This window comes from Labrys sp. E2SS-1L, from assembly GCF_057073705.1.
In genome coordinates this window covers 1,463,265-1,479,632 of record NZ_CP172712.1, presented here as the reverse complement: position 1 = coordinate 1,479,632, position 16,368 = coordinate 1,463,265, and the positions used below count along the sequence as shown (strand labels likewise).

Below are 16,368 nucleotides of genomic sequence, written 5' to 3'. Positions count from 1 at the left end.
GAGTGTCAGCCTATCCAGCGTTCCTCTATGCAACTGCAGTCCCATGGCGTTTTGGTATTTCCCGGAATCACCAAGAATCGCAAAGACGCGTCCCGCCAAAGAGTTGGAGCAAATAAGCGTTCACACCTGGGCATTTGCCCTGGATTTAAATAGCCAGCAAATAAGTACATTGCTTGGTGGATGGCAGCGGCACTCAGCCCTGCCTCACCGCCTCCCAATCCAGCTCGAAGCGCGCCAGATATTTGCGCAGGCGATCGGCATCGTTCGAGCTGGCCTTGGCTTGGCGCGATGCCGCGAACAGCACCCGTCCGGCCGCACTGAGGGACGAACTGGCGCGGCAAACACGGATCACCTCGGCCAGCTGCACCTGGTCGAAACGGTCGATGCCGGCAACACGCTCCTCGCCGAGGAAATCGGCCAGCAGCCGGTCCGCGCCCTCGACGTCGCCGGCTCGCCAGTGCCTGACGAGGCGGGCGATTTCCTCGGCAACCCCATCCTCGGTGATGCGCCCGCCGGGTGCCAGGGTCGCCATGCGGGTGACTGAAGCGGAGAGATCGCGGAAGTTGGCGGTCCAGCGCGCTTCCGGCGCAGTGGCGAAACTGAGGTAGCGGGTGCGGGCTTCGCGGTTGAAGGCGATGTTTTCCCCCTCGCGCTCGGCATAGCGGGTGAGCTCGAAGTCGAGATTGGGCTCGATGTCCTCGCGGCGCGCGGCCAGGCCCGGCAATTCGAAGGTCCACAGGTTGAGGCGCGCCAGCAGGTCCTCGCGGAACTTGCCCGAACGCACATCCACCGACAGGTCGCGATTGGTGCCGGCGATCAGCTGGAAATCGCTGGCCGCCTCCTTGTCGGCGCCGACCGGCAGAAAGCGCTTCTCCTCGATGGCCCGGAGGATCATGGCCTGCTCGTCGAGGCCGAGCTCGCCGATCTCGTCCATGAACAGCAATCCGCCATCGGCTGCCCGCAGGAGCCCGGCCCTGTCGGTCTGAGCGCCGGTGAAGGCACCGCGGACATGGCCGAACAGGGCCGACATCGTATGGTCGCCGCGCAAGGTCGCGCAGTTGACCTCGACGAAATCGCCCGTGAGCTGGCGCCGCGCCTGCTTGAGCTCGAAAATGCGGCGGGCCAGCAGCGACTTGCCGGCCCCGGTCGGCCCGGTCAGCAGCACCGGCGCGCGGGAGCGCATCGCCACTCGCTCGATCTGGTCGATCATGGCATTGAAGGCGGTGTTGCGGGTCGGAATGCCGGATTTGAGGAAGGAGGTCGCCTCATGCGTCTCCGCCCTGAAACGGCTGGCGATGGCATCGTAGCGCGAGAGATCGAGATCCACGATCGAATAGGAACCGGCAACGCCTTCGCCCTGGCGCTTAGGCGGCGAAAGCTGAATCAGTTTGCCGGGCACGTAATGGGCCTCGGTCAAGAGGAACCAGCAGATCTGGGCGACATGGGTGCCGGTCGTGATGTTGACGAGATAATCCTCTTCCTCGACATCGAAGGGATAGGCCCTGGCGAAATCGTAGAGGGCGCCATAGACCTCCTGGAAATCCCAGGCATCGGCGAGATTCATGATGTGCCTGACCACTTGCGTGCCCGGCGAGATCACCGCGATGTCGCCCACGATCCGCTCGGCCAGCGACGTCGCCCTGATGTCGTGGATCAGTTCGAGGCGGTCGATCGGCAGATCGCCCTGCTGGCAGAGCGCCACGGTCGGCCGCCAGCGCTCCCAACGCTTGTCGCGCTTGCCGCTGTCGAGGCTGACGCCGAGAAACCCGATGGCAACACGCTTTTTCATAGAGACTCCCCTGGGATTGCAGGCTTCCAGCCTGCTCTTGGAAACGCAGTGTTTTCAGGAAAGAGCAGGCTGGAAGCCTGCGATCCCAGGAACGACCCATCGCCCCGTAATCTATATCATGGGATATTTTATTATCGAAAAATATAAATTCTGAACTCAAGCCTTCCGTTCAAGAAATTCCCACCAGGCTCGCTTGAGTTTTTTTACCGTTCAAAATCAATATCTTATAAAATAATTTCACACACACCCTCAACCTGGCACGCTCCCTGCAATCAGATCCCCGTAACAAACGAGGATGATTGCCATGGCAAATAAGTCGCTGTTTGCCTCCTTTGTGGGGAAGATGCTGCCGAAGACCAATACCGCCAACAAGCACGGTGCCCCGGCCTATGAGTTCACCCCGCGCCACGCGCTGGCCCAGCTCGCCGTCACCGGCACGCTGAACCGCACCTTCTATGCGAGCGCCACGGCGCAGCTCGACGAGATGCTCAAGGTGGTCTGCGAGGTGGAGAGCGCGTTCATCGCCAAGGCGGCGATCTATGCCCGCCAGCGCGGCCACATGAAGGATATGCCGGCCTTGCTGCTCGCCTATCTCTCCATGCTGCAGACGGGCGATTTCGCCAAGGCGTTCCCGCGCGTGGTCGATAATGGCAAGATGCTGCGCAATTTCGTGCAGGTCATGCGTTCGGGCGCTGTCGGCCGTAAGTCCCTGGGGACCCGGCCGAAGAAGCTGGTCCAGGCCTGGCTCGAGACCGCCTCGGACATCGAGATCATGCGCGCCAGCGTCGGCAACGCGCCCTCGCTCGCGGATGTGATCAAGATGGTCCACCCCAAGCCCGCCGACAAGGCGCGCGAGGCGCTCTATGCCTGGTTGATCGGGCGGCCCTATGAGGTGACGGCTTTGCCGGAGATCGCCCGGGCGTTCGAGGCCTTCAAGCAGGATCCGACGCTGCCGGTACCGGCGGTGCCGTTCCAGATGCTGACGGCGCTGCCGCTCACCCGGCAGCACTGGGCAGCCATCGCCGACAAGGCCGGCTGGCAGATGCTGCGGATGAATCTCGCCACCTTCGCGCGCCACGGCGTGTTCGAGGTGGAGGGTTTCGCCGAGAAGCTTGCCGCGCGGCTTGCCGACCGCGAGGCCATCAAGCGGGCACGGGTGTTCCCGTATCAACTGATGATGGCCTATGCGCAGGCCGGGCAGGACATCCCGCCCGTCGTGCGCGAGGCGCTGCACGATGCGATGGAAACCGCGGTCGCCAACGTGCCCGCGATCGAGGGCCGCGTGGTCGTCTGCCCGGACGTGTCGGGTTCGATGTCCTCGCCGGTCACCGGCTATCGTCCGGGCGCGACCACGCAGGTGCGCTGCATCGACGTGGCCGGCCTGGTGGCGGCTTCGGTGCTCCGGGCCAATCCGTCGGCCCGGGTGATCCCGTTCGAGCAGACCGTGGTCCGCGTGGACCTCGAGCCGCGCGACACGGTGATGACCAATGCCCGCAAGCTCGCCTCCATCGGTGGCGGCGGCACCAACTGCTCGGCGCCGCTGGAGAAGCTGGCGAACGAGAAGGCCAAGGTGGATCTGGTGATCTTCGTCTCGGACAACCAGTCCTGGATCGATGCGCGCCGGGGCGGCGAGGCCACGCAGATGATGAAGCAGTGGGAGCGGGTGAAGACCAGCAACCCCGGTGCCAAGCTCGTCTGCCTGGACATCCAACCCTACACGACCACCCAGGCGCAGGAGCGTGCCGATGTGATGAACATCGGCGGCTTCTCGGATGCGGTGTTCGACACCATCGCGGCCTTCACCAAGGGCGAGATGGGCGCCGAGCATTGGGTCGACGAGATCGAGAAGATCGAGCTCTGATACGACACGATTTCCAGCCGGCGGCTTCATGCTGCCGGCCGGAACCAAAGGCACGGCAAATGCCGACGGAACTACAGACTTTGAATCCCGGGGTTGCGGGTTCAAATCCCGCTGTAGCGCAAGCTGCATAGCTCAATCGGTTAGAGCACGGACCGCCGCAAGGCGGTAACGTTTCGTCATTCTTGTTGCCGTGGCGCTTATCATCAGGAGATTTCATACGGACACGGCGAATGCCGATGGAACTACAGCCTTCACGCTCCAGGTCGCGGGTTCAATTCCCGCCAGGCCGCAAGGCCTGTAGCTCAGTGGATAGAGCAGGATGTTTCATCACTCTCGTCGCCGTGGCTCGATCATGGCTCTTTGCAATCAGCGGCGAATGCCGGCGGGACTACAGGTTAGAGCGCCCTTTCATCCGAAGGGGAGGTCGGCGTTTTCGATGGCGCCCCGCGCAAGCGGTAGCTCAGCAATCGTCCCCCTCGAACCTCGTCGCCGCACTCGACTGAAAGGAATTTCGACACGTCACGGCGAATGCCGATGGGAATACAGCAACACCGGGGCGCTGCAGCGGCGAACTGCACCCGACTCACCGTTATCGGGAGCCCGTTCTCATCACCTTCGTCGCCGTGGCCCTTTGACGACACCGAGCAGAGCGGCGAATGCCGATGGAACTACATGGTCCTCCTGGTTCGAACCCAGAGCCTTGCGCCAGGCCGAAAGGTCCCGCGCGGGTGTAGAAGTTTCATCACCTTTCGTCGCCGCGCCTGCCCGGCCTGATTTGGAACGTTGCGGCGAATGCCGGCGGAACTACATGGCTATTCCCCACGTGATGCGGGTTCGAGTCCCGTCGGGTCCACCAAAAGGGCGTGTCGTCGGTTATGGTTTGGAGTCTGATGAGGTCAAAAATGGCTAGATGGGAGGAGCTAGCGCTGCCAAGACTTGCGTCTTGGCAAGCGAAGCGACGCTGCAGATGGCCATTTTTCACCTCACCGCCTTCAGCGGCGGGGCGCTTTTGACCGATGAGTACGTCGGGTATCGTAGCAAGCCGAAAGGCTTGCGTCCTCACCCTCCTTCTCCTCGGTCAAAATCGCGCCCGTCAAACCCGAAACCATAACCGACGACACGCCCTTTGGGCCCGTAGCTCAATGGTAGAGCATATGTTTCGCCATCCTTGTCGCCGCAGCGCATCGGATGCCTGCCACTTCTCGTCGCCATCCCGTGGCCCCTCCGCTACTCCGGATCGGCCTCTGCTTCCAACCGAACACGCAGGGTTTCGATCAGGCGCAGGCAAGCCGTCACGTCTTCAACTGCCAATCCCCGCGAAAGGGCGTCCACCCAGGGCTTCTGCAGTTGGTTCGCGGCTTCATAGGCAGCCCTCCCCTTTGCCGTCATCACCACCAATTTGGCCCGGCGATGATGGGGATTGTCGCGGAAGGCGAGAATGTCCTCGTCCGCCAGTTCGTTGACGATACGCTGCACGCCCTGTCGGTTGAGCCCCATGGAACGGGCAAGATGGGCCACGGGCTGCGGGGTACCGGCCAGCGCAATGGCGCCCAGCACCTGCCAGCGCGCACTGCTCAGGCCCAGCCCGGCCACCAGCCGGTCGCCGGCCGCGAGCAGGCGTCCGTTCAGGCGGAAGACTTCGAGGATGAGGGCCGTGACGCCTTCGCCGACCAGGGCGGGATTCGATTCATTCATTGACAATATATATCCAATTCGACAACATATTGTCAAATTGGAGCAGATCCATGCTGATCGGTCAGATTGCCCTCATCCTCGCAGCCCTCTTCGCCGGCGCAGCCTTCTATATCAACATCGCCGAGCAGCCGGCTCGGCTCGCCCTCGATGACGCCTCCCTGCTGGCGCAATGGAAGCCGAGCTATGCGCGCGGCCTTGCCATGCAGGCCAGCCTCGCCGTTGCCTCCGGTCTTGCCGGCATCGCCACCGCCTGGCTCGCCGGCAGTTGGCTCTGGCTGGTAGGGGCGGTGCTGATGCTGGCGAACTGGCCCTATACGCTCTTGGGCATCATGCCGACCAACCGGCTCCTGGAGGCAACGCCGAACAATGAGGCGGGCGCGCAGACGCGCCGGCTCATCCTGCGCTGGGGCTGGCTGCACGCCGTCCGCACCGCTCTCGGCGCAGCGGCGACGCTGGCCTATCTCGGCGCCTCGCTATAGCGTTTTGCGATTTGACGGAGTCGTCTGGAATCGCAAAGACGCGTCGAAACAAAGGGCAAGAGCAAAAAAGCGTTCAGTCCTGAACACGCTTTGCTCCAGGAGGCCCGGCCCCGACATCGGCCAGCTCCGCTCGCAGCCAGGTCTCGAAAGCCTTTACCTTGGCTGAAGGCTTGCGCCGCGCCGAACTCACCAGCCAATAGGCCAAGCCGGTTTGAACCGGGCGCGGGAAAGGCGCGACCAGGCGCCCGTCGCGCAGCGCATCCTGGGCCAGGGTCTGCCAACCGATCGAGACGCCCTGGCCGGCGATCGCTGCATCCAGGCAGAGCGCCGCATCCGAAAAGGCCGGACCGGCCGCGAGCGACAGGTCCGACTTGCCATAGGCGGCCAACCAGATCGGCCAGCTCTCGGGCGAATTATAGTCGATGATGGCCGGCAACCTGACCAGGTCCTCGATGTCCCGAATACCAGCCGCAAGTGCGGGCGAGCAGAGCGGGAACAGGCTCTGATCCATGAGGTAATCGGCCCGCACGCCCGGCCAGGGCCCGGCGCCGACGCGCACGCCGACATCGACGTCCGAGGTATCGAAATCCACCCGCTCGACCGAGGCATCGATGCGCAGCTGCAGGCCCGGATGCGCCTCATGGAAGCGATGCAGGCGCGGCACCAGCCATTTGGCGGCGAGAACCGGCGCGACCGTCACCGTCAGCACGTGCTCGGCCCGCGCCTCGGCCGTGGTCAATGCCTGCGAGATCTCCCGGAAACCGCGGGTGAGGCCCGCGAGCAGGGATTGACCGAGCGGTGTCGGCACCAGCCCCTTCGGCCCGCGCGTGAAGATCGGCCGGCCCAATCGCTGCTCGGCCTTGAGCACCTGCTGGCTGACGGCGCCCACGGTGACGCCAAGCTCTTCGGCGGCCTTCGCCATCGAGCCCAGGCGTCCGGCAGCCTCGACCGCGCGCAAGGCGCCAAGCTGATATCGCAGCAGGCTTTCCATATAGTTTTTCTATAGCATGCCCGCGCAAAACTCCATTTCTTTTCCGCCCCCTTTATTGGAGATTCGGCGGCAGTAATTCAAGGATATCGTCAACATGCTGACTGCCAGGATACTCAAGACCCTTAAGCAGCACTGGACACACAAGCCGCTGACGCCAGCCCGCAGCCTGGAGCCGCTCGACCATCCCAGCCTGCAGGCCATGTCCCTGCGGGAACTGGCCGATTTGCCGCTGGAACCGCCACCGGCACCCGGCCATGTTGCGGGCGTTGCAGCCTCCAATCCAGGCAAGGCGGCCGCGTGCCGAACACCTTCGCACCAGCCCATGCGGGGAACCGCAATCGCCGCCCGCTAACACCAGATCTTTAAGGCGCTGACCGGCACGGCGAGTTCAGGACTACCCCTGGGACCGCCAGCATCTTGCTGGCTCTTGGAGGGGCGGCCTGTGCAGGCGAAAAAGCCAGCAGGATGCTGGCGGTCCCAGGAAACGTTACTGTCATGCAACCTGGGTTATGCACCCGGTCTCACACCCCTTCATAGGCCTTCTGCAGCGTGGCGATGTCGAACTTGATCGCCCCGAGCACGGCGGCCATGACGCGCTGAGCCTTGGCCTGGTCGGGATCGGCCAGCAGCGTGGGCAGGATCGAGGGCACGATCTGCCAGTGCACGCCATAGCGGTCCTTGAGCCAGCCGCAATGGATCAGTTCGCCCTTCTCGCCCAGCGTCGCCCACAGCCGGTCGATCTCGGCCTGGTCGACGCAGTCGATGTGGAAGGAGACGGCGTGATTATAGTCGCATTTTTCGCCGCCATTGAGGGCGAGATAGCTCTCGCCCGCCAAGGTGAAGCGGACCATCAGCACCGTGCCGGCCTTGCCGCCCGGACCATCGGCGACGTTGCGCTGCACATGGTCGATGCGAGAATCCGGCAGCAGCGACACATAGAAATTGGCGGCCTCCTCGGCCTCTCCCGCAAACCACAGGCACGGCGAAATCTTGGACATGACGTTCTCCTCTGGGCAGGCCTCGCGGCCAGATGCCCCAAGGACGAGGGAGGATCTGCCAATCCGACAATGTCGCGAATTTAACTGCCGACTTCATGCTCATACGCCGCTGAGCCGGGCCTGCATGAAGTCCACGAAGACGCGAACCTTAGGCGAGAGATGCCGGTTGGACGGCCAGATCATGTTGAAGTTTCGCGGCCCGCCGACGTGATCCGGCAGCACGGTCCGCAATGTTCCGGCCTCGACGGCATCGCGCACCAGGAAGTCCGGCATGACGCCGATGCCGAGCCCGCCGAGCGTGGCGCCGCGCATGGCTTCCATATTGTTGCAGGTGAAGATGATGCGCGTGCGCGGTTCGGGCTCGTCCGGTGGCAGGATCAAGGGCCATTCCAGCATCCTGCCGCTGTTGAGAAAGCGGTAGCGGATGGCGAGATGGCCATCGAGATCGCGCAGCTTCTGCGGCGTGCCGTGACGCTCGAGATAAGCGGGCGAAGCGAACAACATCTGGCGGAAAGAGCAGAACACCCGCGACATCAGCCGGGAATCCGGCAGATCGCCGCTGCGGATGGCGACATCGACCCCTTCCTCCACCAGGTCGACCAACCGGTCGTTGAAATCGAAGTCGAGCTCGATCTCCGGATAGAGCGCTGTGAACTCCGGCATCAGGGGCATGAGGATGTGGTAGGTGACGACCGGCGTCGACACCCGCAGCCGCCCCCGCGGAGCGTCGCGCGAACCCGCCACGATGGCCCAGGCGTCGTCGAGATCGTCGAGGATGCGGCGACAGCGTTCGTGGAACAGGCGCCCTTCCTCGGTGAGGCGGATGGTGCGGGTGGTGCGCTGGAACAAGCGGACGCCGAGATCCTGCTCCAGCTTGGCGACAGCCTTGCCGACGGCCGAGGCCGAAAGGCCGAGCACCCGCCCGGCGGCGGCGAAACTGCCGAGATCCGCCGTGCGCACGAAGGCGGTGAGATTGCCGCTCCTGTCCATAGGCTCTCCGCCATTACGGAATTTTATTCCGTTATCTTCGGAACAAAGCCCCTATTTCTCTAATAATGCGGCAAGAATAGATTGCTCGCAACAGGTCAAGCCATTTCGCCAGGGCAAACCGCCCTACCGAGCATCCCGCTCTGGCCGGCGACCTGCCACCCATATTTTGAGCATCGATTTCATGACAGACCGAACCTTGGCTCCGAGCGCGGCCCACAAGGCGCTCATCCTGCTATCCGTCTGCCTCGCCGCCATCGCCATGCCCCTCACCTTCACCGGACCGGCGGTGGCGCTGACCGCCATCGCCGAGACATTGGGCGGCAGCCCGGTTGCCCTGAACTGGGTGACCAATGCCTTCATGCTGACCTTCGGCAGCACCTTGATGGCCGCCGGCGCCCTGTCGGACAGCATCGGCCGCAAGCGCGTTTTCCTCACCGGCGTCGCCGGCTTCGCCCTGGCCTCGCTGGCTTTGGTGGGAGCGCACTCCATCCTGGTCTTCGATCTCCTGCGTGCGCTCCAGGGACTTGCCGCTGCCGCTGCCTTTGCGGGCGGCATGGCCGCCCTGGCGCAGGAATTCTCCGGCAGCGCGCGCATGCGCGCCTTCAGCGTGGTCGGTGCCAGCTTCGGTGCCGGCCTTTCCTTCGGCCCGATCAGTTCGGGCCTGATGAGCGAGACCTTCGGCTGGCCCAGCATCTTTCTGGCCGTCGTCGCGCTGACATCGGCCTCCTTCGTCATCGGCGTCGTCGTGCTCAGGGAATCCCGCGATCCTCAGGCCCGCGGACTGGATTGGCCGGGCGCGACCAGCTTCACCCTCGCCTTGACCCTGTTCACCTATGGCGTGCTGCAGGCCCCCGAAAGCGGCTGGAGCGACCCGCTCGTCGTCGCCCTGCTCGTCGGCGCCCTCGCCCTGATAGTGCTGTTCGTGCGCATCGAGCTCAATTCGCCCCGCCCGATGCTCGACCTCAGCCTGTTCCGCTATGGTCGCTTCGTCGGCGTGCAATTGCTGGCGGCCGCGCCGGCCTATGCCTTCGTGGTGCTGCTGATCCTGCTGCCGATCCGTTTTGTCGGTATCGAGGGCGTCGGCGGGGTGGCCGCGGGCCTGATGATGATGGCCCTGTCCGCCCCGCTGCTGGTTCTGCCGCTCCTGGCCGGCTGGCTTTCGCGCTGGATTGCACCGGCCGTGATCTCGAGCCTCGGCCTGCTGGTCTGCGCTTCCGGGCTTGCCTGGCTGAGCTTCATGCCGGTCGGTGGCGACGTCAACGCCATGCTCGCGCCCATGGCGGTGATCGGCATCGGCATCAGCCTGCCCTGGGGTCTGATGGACGGCCTCGCCGTCTCCGTGGTGCCGAGCGAACGGGCCGGCATGGCGACCGGTATCTTCTCCACGGTCCGCGTCGCTGGCGAAGGCGTGGCGCTTGCCGTCGTCAGCGCCCTGCTCTCGGCCCTGATATCAGGCCATCTTGCCGGCGAGCATGTCCGGGAGGGCGCCCAGAAGCTGGTGACGGGCGACGTAGCCGGCGCTGCCGGCGCGCTGCCGCAGCTTGCCCGTCCCGCCCTGATCCAGGCCTATGGCGATGCGTTCGCCACGCTGCTCCTGCTGCTCGCCGCCATCACCGTGGTCACCGCCATCGTGGTCTTCGTCTTCCTCGGGCGCCGAGAAACGCCTCGCGACGATGTCACGACAGAGACGGTCTGCGTCTCGGCGAACGGCTGAAGCCTCACACCGACAAATGACCTTGCGAACAACGAAAGGGGGGCCGCAAAGCCCCCTTTTCTCAGATACCGAACCGAGCTGGTGTCGATTTGCAGCAGCGCCCTCAGAACATTCGCTTGATACGGATGCCGCCGACCACCGAGTTGAGCTTCTCCTTCGGCCGGTTGTCGGCAAAGGTCTCGTTGCCGAGCTCGCGATCGAACTCCGAGCGGATGTAGGAGACCTCGCCCGTCACCGACAGGCCCTTGACGATCATGTAGGTCAGGTTGCCGGTGATGGCATATTCCTTGGCCTTCAGGTCCTGGCCATTGCTGCCGGCACCGTCATAGCGTGTGTCGATATAGCTCGGTACGATGTTGAAGCCCCATTGCGGCGTGAAATTGCCGCCCAGTTCGGCCGTAACAGACCAGCCCTTGCCGGCTTCGAGCCTCGAAAAGCCATTGCGGTAGTAGAAGTCCTGCGAGCGGAGGGCATAGAGGTTGTCGGCGCCGAGATAGTCCAGCGCGCCATCGGCATATTGGCCTTCGATCACCAGATGCCCATCCTGGAGCTGCGGGATCTTGATCAGCACATCGCCGCCGATCGCATAGCCCCATTTGTTCTGGTGCCGCAGCGCGACATCATCGGTGGGATCGTCCGGCGTACCATTGTCGTAGCGCGAGGCACTGCGGAACTGGTGGGCCGCCGCCTGGAGCGCCACCGTACCCCATTCCTGGTCGAGCCTGAGGACGCCGACGACATCCGGCACCTGCTGGCCGCCCTGATAGGCGAACACGTCGTTCTGGCGGTGATCGCGGCCATCTTCGACCGACAGGGTGGCCGAGAAGCCGCCGCCGAACTGTGCCGTGTAGGCGATGAGGTTCACCGTGTTCGACTGGGCGTAATAGGGGCCGAAGATGGTGTTGCCATAGTCGTTGTCGTAGAAGCCGAAGAAGGAATGCGCATAACCGGCCGTCAGGCCGCCGAACTGGATGAAGGCCTTGTCGATGGTGAAGCGGTTGCGCTGCTCCGTGCCGTTGACCCGCGTGGCGGTGTTGCTGTCCGCGTTGATCTGGAAATAGGAGCGCAGCAAGCCATATTCGGTCTCGGTGCGGGCATCGAACCAGACACGGGCCTGGGCATTGAAGGCGGTGCGGTTGTCGTCGCGATTGAACTTGCCGCCACCATAGACGCGATAGTCTATGCGGAACTCGCTGCCGATGCGCAGGCAGGTGTCGCTGCCGGGAATATAGAAGAAGCCAGGTCCAAAGGCCGTGCAGACCTTCACATATTCGACGGCCTCGCCCTTGGTCATGGGAAGATCCGCCGCGTGGGCGGCCGCAAAACTGGTAAGAGCGGCCACAGTCCCTAAAATAAATGATTTTTTCACCATGATTTCCTCCAAGAAAACATCTGCCGCTCGACAAAAGACAGAAGGTCTTCGGATTAAAATCGTATCGGCAACAGAAGCAAAAGTACGAAATTAAAAAATTTACGGTTCGAATCTGAACCAACCAGGCCAGATCGACAATAGAAATTCTTGCCACGCGTCCGAAATATGCCTCTTTTTAGCCTCCTTGTTACTGAAAAGTCACAATGCAGCAGCGGCATGATGCAACCTCGCCTTGCACCAGACGGTAAACCGAAGTCTCCGCGCAACGAAGGAAGACACCCTTCCGGGCACGAAAAAGGCGGGCCCGAGGACCCGCCTTGCAGCCAACCGATACCGGCTGGCCATGGTCGCTTTTCCGGCACGATGCCGGCACGCTGCCTTACTTGTTCAGCATCGGCAGGTTCATGCCCTGCTGCTTGGCCCAGTCGATGGCAATGTCGTAGCCGGCGTCGGCATGGCGCATCACGCCGGTGCCGGGATCGTTGACCAGCACGCGGGCCAGGCGGCGGTCAGCGTCCTCGCTGCCGTCGCAGACGATGACCATGCCTGAATGCTGCGAATAGCCCATGCCGACGCCGCCGCCATGATGCAGCGACACCCAGGTCGCGCCCGAGGCGCAGTTGAGCAGGGCGTTGAGCAGTGGCCAGTCGGACACGGCGTCCGAGCCGTCGCGCATGGATTCCGTCTCGCGGTTGGGCGAGGCGACCGAGCCGCTATCGAGATGGTCGCGGCCGATGACGACGGGAGCGGAGAGTTCGCCGGTGCGCACCATCTCGTTGAAGGCGAGGCCGAGGCGGTGGCGCTGGCCGAGGCCGACCCAGCAGATGCGGGCGGGCAGCCCCTGGAAGGCGATGCGCTCGGCGGCCATGTCGAGCCAGTTGTGCAGGTGCTTGTCGTCCGGGATCAGTTCCTTGACCTTGGCGTCGGTCTTGGCGATGTCGGCCGGATCACCCGACAGGGCCGCCCAGCGGAAGGGGCCGATGCCGCGGCAGAACAGCGGGCGGATATAGGCCGGCACAAAGCCCGGGAAGTCGAAGGCGTTGTCGACGCCGACTTCCTTGGCCATCTGGCGGATATTGTTGCCGTAGTCGAAGGTGGGCACGCCCATCTTCTGGAAGTCGAGCATGGCCCGCACATGCACCGCCATCGACTTCTTGGCCTCGGCGACGACATGGGCCGGCTCGGTGCGGGCGCGCTCCTTGTATTCTTCCCAGGTCCAGCCGATCGGCAGATAGCCGTTCAGCGGGTCATGGGCGGAGGTCTGGTCGGTGACCATGTCCGGGCGGACGCCGCGGCGCACCAGTTCGGGCAGGATCTCGGCGGCATTGCCGAGCAGGGCGATCGAGACGGCTTCCTTGCGGTCGCAATGATGCTTGATCAGCGCAAGCGCGTCGTCGAGATCCTTGGCCTGCTTGTCGACATAGCGGGTGCGCAGGCGGAAATCGATGCTCTGCTGCTGGCATTCGATGTTGAGCGAGACGGCGCCGGCGAGGGTCGCGGCCAACGGCTGGGCGCCGCCCATGCCGCCGAGACCGGCGGTGAGCACCCAGCGACCGGCGAGGTCGCCGCCATAATGCTGGCGGCCGGCTTCGACGAAGGTCTCATAGGTGCCCTGCACGATGCCCTGCGAGCCGATATAGATCCAGGAGCCGGCCGTCATCTGGCCATACATCATCAGGCCTTCGGCATCGAGCTGGTTGAACTTCTCCCAGGTCGCCCAATGCGGCACCAGGTTGGAGTTGGCGATGAGGACGCGCGGGGCGTCGGCATGGGTCTTGAACACGCCGACCGGCTTGCCGGACTGCACCAGCAGCGTCTCGTCATTGTTGAGGTTCTTCAACTCGCGCACGATGGTGTCGAAGCACTCCCAGTCGCGCGCGGCGCGGCCGATGCCGCCATAGACCACCAGTTCCTTGGGGTTCTCGGCGACGTCGGGATCGAGATTGTTCATGAGCATGCGCAGCGGCGCTTCGGTCAACCAGCTCTTGGCATTGAGCTGGGTGCCACGCGGGGCGCGGATCTCGACATCGCGGAAACGGGCATTGCTGAGCATGTACATGACCTCTTGTTGCTTGTATATACAAGTTAGCAGCAAATTGGCCCCGCTGTCAAGGACCGCTGAGCCGTTCAGAACATTTACCCCACGCGGTTGGAATGCCGCCTGTTCTCGATGCGATAGCGCCCGCCCGGCAACAGCAGGCGCACCGCGGTGACGACATGCTGCACGGCCCCCTCGTCACCGCCGGCCTCCGGGGCCGGCGCCCCCACCCATCCGGTCGCGAAGGTGCGGCGACGGATCAGCAGGCAGGGATCGGCCCGCGAGATCGCCAGCAGCTTGCATTCCCAGGCCTGCGGCAGCACCGCCTCGATGCGATGCTCCGCCTCGCTCCACGGCACCACCGCACTGAGCACTTCATTGGGCGTCACCTTGGAAAAATCGTGATCGAGATAATCCGGCGCCACCGTGGGATTGACGAAACGATCCTCGAGCTGGATCGGCACTTCATTGTCGCAATGCACGATAATCGAGTGAAAAACCGGGCTTCCGATCGGCAATTCGAGCAAATCGGCGATATCCGGCGTCGCCTTCACCGTATCGAGCAGCAGCACCTGCGCGCTGTAGTCGTGGCCGCGACCGCGGATCTCCTCGGCGATATTGGTGACGGCGAACACGTCCGAATGGCTGTTGCCGCCCGCGACGAAGGAGCCCCTGCCCTGCATGCGCACCAGCACGCCTTCGAGGCTGAGCTCACGCAAGGCCCGGTTCACCGTCATGCGACTGACCCCGAGCTGCTCGACCAATTCGCTTTCGGAAGGGATGCGATGATCCGGCGGCCACTCGCCGCTGCGCACCCGCGCGAGGATGTGCTGCTTTACCTCGGCATAGAGCGGCGTGGCGGGTATGGCGGGCTCCGGCTTCCTGTCCGGCGGCATGCTCATGACGACGTCATTCCTCAAAAATCGACTCACCGCTTCATACGGCACTTGCCACGATCGCAAAATTATGTATAAAACTTATACATACAAGTTGCGAACTCGTCGGTACACAAACATGCCCGATTTCCGCCCACAACTCCAGAGCAACCACAGCCTGTACGCCAGCCAGGCCCTGCTGCCCGACGGCTGGGCCCGGAATGTGCGCATCGAGATCGATGCTTCAGGCCGGATCAGCGCCGTAACCCCCGATGTCGCCCCAGATGGCGCCGAGATCGCCGCCGGTCCGGTGCTACCCGCCATGCCCAACCTGCATTCCCACGCCTTCCAGCGTGCCATGTCCGGCCTTGCGGAAGTGTCCGGCGCGGGCAGCGACAGCTTCTGGACCTGGCGCGAGGAAATGTACCGCACCGTCGGCCAGATCACGCCCGAGGACGCCGAGGCGATCGCCACCCGGCTCTATGTCGATCTGCTCAAGGCCGGCTTCGGCTCGATCGCCGAATTCCACTATCTGCATCACGACAAGGACGGCGCCCTCTTCGCCGACCGCGCCGAGATGGCCAAGCGCATCCTGGCCGCGGCCAGGACCAGCGGCATCGGCATGACGCTGCTGCCCGTCTTCTACGCCCATGCCAATTTCGGCGGCGTTGCTCCCCATGAAGGCCAGCGCCGCTTCATCCACGATATCGACGGCTTCCAGCGCCTGATGGCGGAGCTCGCCCCGGCCTGTGCCGCACAGGGTGCAACGCTCGGCTACGCCTTCCATTCGCTGCGCGCGGCGACGCCGGAGGAGATGAACACGCTGATGGCGAGCCTGCTCAAGACCGGGCCGCTGCACATCCACATCGCCGAGCAGCAGAAGGAAGTCGACGACAGCCTGGCCTGGAGCGGCAAGCGCCCGATGCAATGGCTGTTCGACCATATGCCTGTCGACGAACGCTGGTGCCTGATCCACGCCACCCATGCCGATCCGTCCGAGCTTCAGCGCATGGCGGCGAGCGGCGCCATTGCGGGCCTCTGCCCGGCGACGGAAGCCAATCTCGGCGACGGCATCTTCGACGCAGTCGCCTATCGCGCCCAGAATGGCCGTTTCGGCATCGGCACCGACAGCCACGTCTCCCCCAGCGTCGTCGACGAGCTGCGCACGCTCGAATATTCGCAGCGTCTGCGCGACGAAAAACGCAACCGCCTCGCCAATGGCCCGCATCGCTCGGTCGGGCGCGACATATACGATGCGGCCCTCGCCGGCGGTGCCCAGGCCCTCGGCCAGCCCATCGGCGCCATTGCCCCCGGAAAGCTCGCCAGCCTGGTCGTCCTCGACGGCGACGATGCTTTCATGGACAGCGCCAAGGATGACGCTATTGTCGATCGCTGGCTGTTCGCGCTTGGCGACCGTACGGTGCGTGACGTCATGGTTGAGGGGCAGTGGCGTATCCGCAACGGGCGTCACGACCAGGACGACATCATCAATGCGGCCTTCAAGACCGCGATCAGAAACCTGGCCCGCCATTGAGGCGCGCGGGTTGCTGTCAACATAGGGGAATT

Annotated in this window: 13 protein-coding genes; 5 read left to right on the top strand and 8 right to left on the bottom strand. The window is 63.9% G+C overall.

The features are described 5' to 3' along the window. Positions 1-193 precede the first annotated feature (193 nt). Positions 194-1,789: an RNA repair transcriptional activator RtcR gene (rtcR, locus tag ACIGJE_RS06695; RefSeq protein ID WP_415083227.1), complete on the bottom strand. Its 1,596-nt coding sequence runs from the start codon at positions 1,787-1,789 to the stop codon at positions 194-196. A 304-nt stretch (positions 1,790-2,093) separates the two neighbouring features. Here rtcR and ACIGJE_RS06690 point away from each other — a divergent pair, with 304 nt between their 5' ends. Further along, the gene (locus tag ACIGJE_RS06690; protein WP_483679600.1) at positions 2,094-3,650 is read left to right on the top strand and encodes a vWA domain-containing protein; all 1,557 of its coding nucleotides are present in this window, start codon (positions 2,094-2,096) and stop codon (positions 3,648-3,650) included. Between the two features lie 1,227 nt (positions 3,651-4,877). Here ACIGJE_RS06690 and ACIGJE_RS06685 read toward each other — a convergent pair. Continuing rightward, positions 4,878-5,345, bottom strand: coding sequence for a MarR family winged helix-turn-helix transcriptional regulator (locus ACIGJE_RS06685; RefSeq protein ID WP_311938570.1), 468 nt, complete (start codon positions 5,343-5,345; stop codon positions 4,878-4,880). 50 nt (positions 5,346-5,395) lie between these two features. Between ACIGJE_RS06685 and ACIGJE_RS06680 the strand changes: the two genes are divergently transcribed. Beyond that, a complete protein-coding gene (locus ACIGJE_RS06680) occupies positions 5,396-5,824 on the top strand; it encodes an anthrone oxygenase family protein (RefSeq protein ID WP_367625517.1) in 429 nt (142 codons plus the stop codon). A gap of 73 nt (positions 5,825-5,897) precedes the next feature. Here the strand turns inward: ACIGJE_RS06680 and ACIGJE_RS06675 are convergent, their stop codons facing one another. Next, complete coding sequence (locus tag ACIGJE_RS06675) at positions 5,898-6,815, bottom strand: LysR substrate-binding domain-containing protein (RefSeq protein WP_367625516.1); 918 nt, start codon at positions 6,813-6,815, stop codon at positions 5,898-5,900. Positions 6,816-6,909: 94 nt separating this feature from the next. On the opposite strand from ACIGJE_RS06675, the gene ACIGJE_RS06670 reads away from it, so the two are divergent. Next, positions 6,910-7,167, top strand: coding sequence for a hypothetical protein (locus ACIGJE_RS06670; protein ID WP_394314631.1), 258 nt, complete (start codon positions 6,910-6,912; stop codon positions 7,165-7,167). 169 nt (positions 7,168-7,336) lie between these two features. On the opposite strand, the gene ACIGJE_RS06665 is transcribed toward ACIGJE_RS06670, so the two are convergent. Both ACIGJE_RS06665 and ACIGJE_RS06660 read right to left on the bottom strand, forming a co-directional pair. Beyond that, positions 7,337-7,813, bottom strand: coding sequence for a VOC family protein (locus ACIGJE_RS06665; RefSeq protein WP_483679598.1), 477 nt, complete (start codon positions 7,811-7,813; stop codon positions 7,337-7,339). 99 nt (positions 7,814-7,912) lie between these two features. After that, positions 7,913-8,803 (bottom strand): LysR family transcriptional regulator, encoded by an 891-nt coding sequence (locus tag ACIGJE_RS06660; protein ID WP_367625513.1) that lies wholly within the window; start codon positions 8,801-8,803, stop codon positions 7,913-7,915. Positions 8,804-8,984: 181 nt separating this feature from the next. Here ACIGJE_RS06660 and ACIGJE_RS06655 point away from each other — a divergent pair, with 181 nt between their 5' ends. Further along, positions 8,985-10,517, top strand: a complete 1,533-nt coding sequence (locus ACIGJE_RS06655; protein WP_483679596.1) for an MFS transporter — start codon at positions 8,985-8,987, stop codon at positions 10,515-10,517. A gap of 103 nt (positions 10,518-10,620) precedes the next feature. On the opposite strand, the gene ACIGJE_RS06650 is transcribed toward ACIGJE_RS06655, so the two are convergent. The 3 genes from ACIGJE_RS06650 to hutC form a co-directional block, all read right to left on the bottom strand. Continuing rightward, positions 10,621-11,811, bottom strand: a complete 1,191-nt coding sequence (locus tag ACIGJE_RS06650) for a porin (RefSeq protein ID WP_311938560.1) — start codon at positions 11,809-11,811, stop codon at positions 10,621-10,623. A 457-nt stretch (positions 11,812-12,268) separates the two neighbouring features. After that, entirely contained in the window at positions 12,269-13,942 is a 1,674-nt protein-coding gene (gene hutU, locus ACIGJE_RS06645; RefSeq protein WP_311938558.1) for a urocanate hydratase, read from the bottom strand. 83 nt (positions 13,943-14,025) lie between these two features. Then, positions 14,026-14,829, bottom strand: coding sequence for a histidine utilization repressor (gene hutC, locus ACIGJE_RS06640; RefSeq protein WP_311938556.1), 804 nt, complete (start codon positions 14,827-14,829; stop codon positions 14,026-14,028). 112 nt (positions 14,830-14,941) lie between these two features. On the opposite strand from hutC, the gene ACIGJE_RS06635 reads away from it, so the two are divergent. Continuing rightward, the gene (locus ACIGJE_RS06635; RefSeq protein ID WP_311938554.1) at positions 14,942-16,336 is read left to right on the top strand and encodes a formimidoylglutamate deiminase; all 1,395 of its coding nucleotides are present in this window, start codon (positions 14,942-14,944) and stop codon (positions 16,334-16,336) included. Positions 16,337-16,368 lie beyond the last annotated feature (32 nt).

What these genes read in the sequence shown, in the direction of transcription:
- rtcR (WP_415083227.1), bottom strand. Translation starts at nt 1,789, where the DNA reads ATGAAAAAGCGTGTTGCCATCGGGTTTCTCGGCGTCAGCCTCGACAGC.
- ACIGJE_RS06690 (WP_483679600.1), top strand. Translation starts at nt 2,094, where the DNA reads ATGGCAAATAAGTCGCTGTTTGCCTCCTTTGTGGGGAAGATGCTGCCG.
- ACIGJE_RS06685 (WP_311938570.1), bottom strand. Translation starts at nt 5,345, where the DNA reads ATGAATGAATCGAATCCCGCCCTGGTCGGCGAAGGCGTCACGGCCCTC.
- ACIGJE_RS06680 (WP_367625517.1), top strand. Translation starts at nt 5,396, where the DNA reads ATGCTGATCGGTCAGATTGCCCTCATCCTCGCAGCCCTCTTCGCCGGC.
- ACIGJE_RS06675 (WP_367625516.1), bottom strand. Translation starts at nt 6,815, where the DNA reads ATGGAAAGCCTGCTGCGATATCAGCTTGGCGCCTTGCGCGCGGTCGAG.
- ACIGJE_RS06670 (WP_394314631.1), top strand. Translation starts at nt 6,910, where the DNA reads ATGCTGACTGCCAGGATACTCAAGACCCTTAAGCAGCACTGGACACAC.
- ACIGJE_RS06665 (WP_483679598.1), bottom strand. Translation starts at nt 7,813, where the DNA reads ATGTCCAAGATTTCGCCGTGCCTGTGGTTTGCGGGAGAGGCCGAGGAG.
- ACIGJE_RS06660 (WP_367625513.1), bottom strand. Translation starts at nt 8,803, where the DNA reads ATGGACAGGAGCGGCAATCTCACCGCCTTCGTGCGCACGGCGGATCTC.
- ACIGJE_RS06655 (WP_483679596.1), top strand. Translation starts at nt 8,985, where the DNA reads ATGACAGACCGAACCTTGGCTCCGAGCGCGGCCCACAAGGCGCTCATC.
- ACIGJE_RS06650 (WP_311938560.1), bottom strand. Translation starts at nt 11,811, where the DNA reads ATGACCAAGGGCGAGGCCGTCGAATATGTGAAGGTCTGCACGGCCTTT.
- hutU (WP_311938558.1), bottom strand. Translation starts at nt 13,942, where the DNA reads ATGCTCAGCAATGCCCGTTTCCGCGATGTCGAGATCCGCGCCCCGCGT.
- hutC (WP_311938556.1), bottom strand. Translation starts at nt 14,829, where the DNA reads ATGAGCATGCCGCCGGACAGGAAGCCGGAGCCCGCCATACCCGCCACG.
- ACIGJE_RS06635 (WP_311938554.1), top strand. Translation starts at nt 14,942, where the DNA reads ATGCCCGATTTCCGCCCACAACTCCAGAGCAACCACAGCCTGTACGCC.